The organism is Amaricoccus sp. W119 (assembly GCF_047275745.1).
Taxonomy (GTDB): Bacteria; Pseudomonadota; Alphaproteobacteria; order Rhodobacterales; family Rhodobacteraceae; genus Amaricoccus.
The window spans coordinates 1-5163 of the sequence record NZ_JBKQWU010000120.1; the positions used below are offsets into that span (position 1 = coordinate 1).

Annotated in this window: 5 protein-coding genes; all 5 read left to right on the plus strand. The window is 67.2% G+C overall.

What is annotated here, in order from left to right:
• Window positions 1–114: 114 nt before the first annotated feature.
• The 5 genes from ACLJK8_RS21900 to otnK all read left to right on the plus strand — a co-directional run bounded on the left by ACLJK8_RS21900 (window position 115) and on the right by otnK (window position 5004).
• The gene (locus ACLJK8_RS21900) at window positions 115–987 is read left to right on the plus strand and encodes a carbohydrate ABC transporter permease (protein ID WP_413152555.1); all 873 of its coding nucleotides are present in this window, start codon (window positions 115–117) and stop codon (window positions 985–987) included.
• A gap of 11 nt (window positions 988–998) precedes the next feature.
• Window positions 999–1766 (plus strand): 3-ketoacyl-ACP reductase, encoded by a 768-nt coding sequence (locus tag ACLJK8_RS21905; RefSeq protein WP_413152556.1) that lies wholly within the window; start codon window positions 999–1001, stop codon window positions 1764–1766.
• A gap of 4 nt (window positions 1767–1770) precedes the next feature.
• A complete protein-coding gene (locus ACLJK8_RS21910) occupies window positions 1771–2544 on the plus strand; it encodes an enoyl-CoA hydratase/isomerase family protein (protein WP_413152557.1) in 774 nt (257 codons plus the stop codon).
• 21 nt (window positions 2545–2565) lie between these two features.
• Window positions 2566–3552, plus strand: a complete 987-nt coding sequence (gene denD, locus ACLJK8_RS21915) for a D-erythronate dehydrogenase (RefSeq protein WP_413152558.1) — start codon at window positions 2566–2568, stop codon at window positions 3550–3552.
• A gap of 105 nt (window positions 3553–3657) precedes the next feature.
• Window positions 3658–5004 (plus strand): 3-oxo-tetronate kinase, encoded by a 1347-nt coding sequence (gene otnK, locus ACLJK8_RS21920; protein WP_413152559.1) that lies wholly within the window; start codon window positions 3658–3660, stop codon window positions 5002–5004.
• Window positions 5005–5163: the final 159 nt, after the last annotated feature.

Sequence of the window (5163 nt, forward strand, 5' to 3'; positions counted from 1 at the left end):
CGCCCGATCAGATCCGGGCCGCGCAACTCGGCCTTGAAACCGAAGCCGCCACGGTCAAACTGGCGGCGTAACCGGCGCAAAGCGCTGTCTCAAATCCGTGCCCCGGTACAGCCGTTGACAGTCCTCATCGAGACCCGCGCGCCCTGGAGCACTCCCTGGCAAGCCGTGGCGCCTCATCTCCGCGTGATCGCCTTCTACGGCCTGTTGATCGCCCTGTCGGCCTTCTACCTCATGCCCGTCTACATGATGGTCGTGAACGGGATGAAATCGGCGACCGAGGTCTCCATCGCCACGATGTGGCACCTGCCCCGGAGCTTCGGGCTCGGCGGGTTCGAGGAGGCCTGGGCGAGGCTCTCGTCCTCCTTCCGGAACAGCCTCTTCATCACCATCACCGCGACGATCCTCTCCTGCCTCGTCGGCTCGATCACCGGCTATGTGCTCTCGCTCTGGCGGTTCAGGGGTGCGAACCTGATCTCCGTGCTGCTCATCTTCGGGATGTTCATCCCCTACCAGAGCATCATCGTGCCGCTGGTCTTCTTCACCCAGAAGATCGGGCTCTACGGCTCGGTCTGGGGGCTCATCCTGGTCCACATGATCTACGGCCAGTCGGTCAATGCGCTGATCTTCGGGAACTACTACCGGAGCGTGCCGCGTTCGCTGATCGAAGCCGCGAAGGTGGACGGCGCGGGCGTCTGGAAGGTCTACTGGAAGATCATCCTGCCGATCTCTCCCCCGGCCTTCGTGGTGGCTGCGATCTTCCAGTTCACCAATATCTGGAACGACTTTCTCTTCGGCGTGACCATAGTTCCGAACCCGCAGGCCCAGCCCGTGACCGTGGCGCTCAACAACCTCGCGGGCAACTTCTCGGTCGACTGGAACGTGGTGATGGCCGGCGCGGTGATCGCGGCGCTGCCAACGGCGATCCTCTATGTCGTGCTTGGCCGCTACTTCGTGCGCGGTCTGGTCTCCGGCTCCGTGAAATCCTGAGGAATGAAACGATGACCACCGCGGTATCAATCGTAACGGGCGGGCGGCGCGGGATCGGCCGCGCCATCGGCCGGTCGCTGGCTGAACGGGGGCGCAACATCCTCGTCGTCGATGTCGAACAGGACGAGGCCGCCGAGGAGACGCTCGCGCTCCTGCGCGAACAGGGCATCGAGGCGGCGTTCCTCACGGCGGATGTCGGCGACGAGACCCTGCACGAGGGCATCCTCGACGCCGCCGGGCAGCTCGGCACGCTGACGACGCTCGTCAACAACGCCGGTGTCTCCTCGACGGTCCGCGGCGACATGCTCGATCTCCCCGTCGAGAGCCTCGACCGCGCCCTGCGGATCAACCTCCGCGCCCCGTTCCTGCTCAGCCAGGCGTTCAGCCGGCGGCTGATCAGGACGAAGGCGGCCGACACGCATTTCTGCTCGATCGTGAACATCACCTCGGTCAACGTGGAGATGATCGGCGTCAATCGGCCCGACTATTGCGTGACCAAGACCGGGCTCTCGATGGCGACCCGTCTCTTCGCGGCGCGGCTCGCCGAGGAGCGGATCCACGCCTACGAGGTCCGGCCCGGCATCACCATGACGGAGATGACCGAGCCCTCGCGGGAGAAATACGATCGCGTCATCGGGGACGGACTGGTGCCCATGCGACGGTGGGGCGAGCCCGCGGACATCGGCGAGGCGGTCGCGGAACTCGCGAGCGGAGCTTTCAGATTTTCCACCGGCGACGCGGTCTTCGTCGACGGCGGTCTCCACCTCTACAGGCTCTAGGACAATGGAACAGCATCTTCTCAAGGACGACGCCTGCGACGGCGTCCTCTTGCTCCGCGTCAATCGCCCGGAACGGCGCAACGCGCTGACCAAGCAACTCGTGCTCGACATCGCCGCCGCGCTCGAAACGGCGGCGGCGGCGCGCGAAATCCGGTCCGTGATCATCACCGGCGACGACCGCGCGTTCAGCGCGGGCGCCGACATCCACGAAGTCAACGAGCGCGGTCTCGCCGCCATCCTCGATGAGGAAAGGCTGGCCGCCTGGCGGGCGATCGAGGCTTTCCCGAAACCGCTGATCGCCGCGGTCCGGGGCTTCGCCTTCGGCGCGGGAAACGAGCTCGCCATGATGTGCGATCTCGTGGTCGCGGGGGAGGGCGCCAGGTTCGGCCAGCCCGAGGTCAAGATCGGCGGCATGGCCGGAGACGGCGGGACGCAACGTCTGCCCCGCCTCGTCGGCCGGCAGATGGCGGCGAAGATGCTGCTGACCGGCGCGCCGATCTCGGCCGCGGAAGCGAAGGACGCGGGCCTCGTCTGCGACGTGGTGGCGGACGACAAGGTGGTCGAGACGGCGCTCGACCTCGCCCGCGGCATCGTGCGCAACGCCCCGGTCTCGGTCGCGGCGACGAAGGCCCTCATCCGGCGGTCCGACGAGGCCGGGCTCGCGGACGGCCTCCGCTGCGAGCGCGAGGCCTTGCTGAGCGTCTTCCAGTCCGACGATCGTATCGAAGGCATGCGGGCCTTCGCCGAAAAACGTCCGCCCTCCTGGTCCGGCTGCTAACCAACCTTCGGGATATCGACAATGCACATCATGATCATCGGCGCGGCGGGAATGATCGGCCGCGGGCTCGCCGACCGCCTCGCCCAAGCGGGCGAGATCGGCGGCGAGCCGATCACGAAGTTCACACTGGTCGACGTCGTGCCGCCCGCGGCCCCCGACACGGCCGGCGCGGAGGTCGAATGCATCACCGCCGATCTGTCGGAGGCCGAAGCGGCCCCGCGGCTGATCAAGGGCCGGCCGGACACGATCTTCCACCTCGCGGCCATCGTCTCCAGCGACGCGGAGGCGAATTTCGAGAAAGGCTACCGGATCAATCTCGACGGGACGCGTCATCTCTTCGAGGCGATCCGCCTCGAAGGCGAGATCTCGGCCTATCGTCCGCGGGTCGTCTTCACCTCGTCGCTCGCCGTGTTCGGCCAGCCTCTGCCCGACATCATTCCGGACGATTTCGTGCTCGCGCCCCTGTCGAGCTATGGCACGCAGAAGGCGATCTGCGAACTCCTGCTCGCGGATTACTCGCGCCGGGGCTTTCTTGACGGCGTGGCGCTTCGCCTGCCCACCATCTGCGTCCGGCCAGGGAAACCGAACAAGGCCGCGTCGGGCTTCTATTCCAGCATCATCCGCGAGCCGCTCGCGGGCCAGGAGGCGGTGCTGCCGGTGGCGAGGGACCTGCGACACTGGTTCGCCAGCCCCCGTTCGGCGGTCGGCGCGCTCATCCACGCAGGCTCGATCGACCTTGCAAGCCTCGGCGCGCGCCGGAGCCTCAACCTCCCGGGCGTCTCCGCCACGGTCGGCGACCAGATCGAGGCGCTGCGCCGCGCGGCCGGCGACGCGGCGGTCGACCTGATCCGGCAAGAGGAGGATCCCGCCGTCCTCGAGATCGTATCGTCCTGGCCGCGCGCCTTCACGGCGGAGCGGGCAAGCGGGCTCGGCTTCACGGCGGAATCCTCGATGGACGAGATCATCCGCGTCCACATCGAGGACGAGCGCGGCGAGGCGGCCGAATAACGCGGGAACCCGGGCGGCGGGCGGCCGGGCATTTCCATCAGCGACGGTCCAGGGCGGGCGGCTCATGCCTGCCGGGCCATCTTCGCAGTCATTCAGGGTCATATCATGCTACTCGGCTGTATCGCGGACGACTTCACCGGGGCGAGCGATCTCGCCAACATGCTCTCGAAGAACGGAATGACCACCGCCCAGTTCAGCGGTGTTCCAACGTCGGGCGTGCCGGCCTGCGATGCCGGCGCCGTCGCACTCAAGACACGTTCGATCCCGGCGGGCGAAGCGGTCGAGGAAGCGATCAAAGCTCTGGACTGGCTCATCGCGCAAGGCTGCGAGCAGTTCTTCTTCAAATATTGCTCGACCTTCGATTCCACCGAAGCTGGCAATATCGGCCCGGTCGCCGAGGCGCTGCTCGATCGGCTCGGCGAAGATCAGGCGATCGTCTGCCCCGCCTTTCCCGAGACCGGGAGGACGCTCTATCAGGGGCATCTCTTCGTCAACGGGACGCCGCTCCATGAATCGGGGATGGAGAACCACCCGCTCAACCCCATGACGGATGCGAACATCGTCCGATGGCTCGGGAAGCAGGCGAGATCCGAGATCGGCCTCGTCGCCCATGAGACCGTCCGGCGGGGTCCGCGGGCCATCGCCGAGGCGCTGCGGGAGTTCCGCGTGCAACGTGTCCGTCTGGTCGTCGTCGACGCGCTCGCGGACGAGGATCTCGCCCGGATCGGCGAAGCGGTCGCCGATCGCCGCCTTGTCACCGGTGGTTCGGGGGTCGCGCTCGGTTTGCCCGCCAATTTCCGGCGGGCCGGCAAGCTTGGAGCTCCGGCGGCGACCCCACCGGGCGTGCGGGGACCGGCGGTCGTGCTCTCGGGCTCCTGCTCGCGGATGTCGCAGCGGCAACTCGAAGCTTTTCTGCGCGACCATCCCGGACTGGCGCTGGAAGCCGGCGACCTCATGGCTGGCACCATGACACCGGAGAAGGCGCTCGCTTTCGCCCTTGAACACGATGGGGAAACGGTCGCCATCCATTCCAGCGCCGACGCGGACACCGTTTCGGCCGCCCAGGCCGAATTCGGCCGGGAACGGGTGGCCAGCGCGATCGAAGGCTTCTTCGCGAGCCTCGCGGTCCTCCTGGCCGGTGCCGGCTTCACCCGCTTCGTGGTCGGCGGCGGCGAAACCTCCGGCGCGGTCGCGAAAGCGCTCGGCATCGACCAGTTCCTGCTCGGCCCCGAAATCAGCCCCGGCGTCCCGGCCCTCTTCGGCGAAGCGGAGGGCCGACCGATCGGCCTCGCCCTCAAGAGCGGAAACTTCGGCTCAGCCGATTTCTACGATAGAGCCGCGGCGGCGCTGTCGATGGATTGTCCTGTGAACCGGGGAGCGCCAGTCGACCGGGAGACCTCGAGCGATGCCGACCCCAAAGCTTCCGCGATACTTGCTACCCGTACCTTGTGACGCGGAAGCTGCGCGATGCGCCGACGCTCATCCAGGCTCAGTTTGACGACTGGACACCCTGAAGGACCTCTCGCTTTGACGAGCCTTGGGTGATTCCGTGGCTTTGGCGGCGACGGGGGTATGGGATGTCGGAACAGCGCGGGTTCTTCGATCTGGACG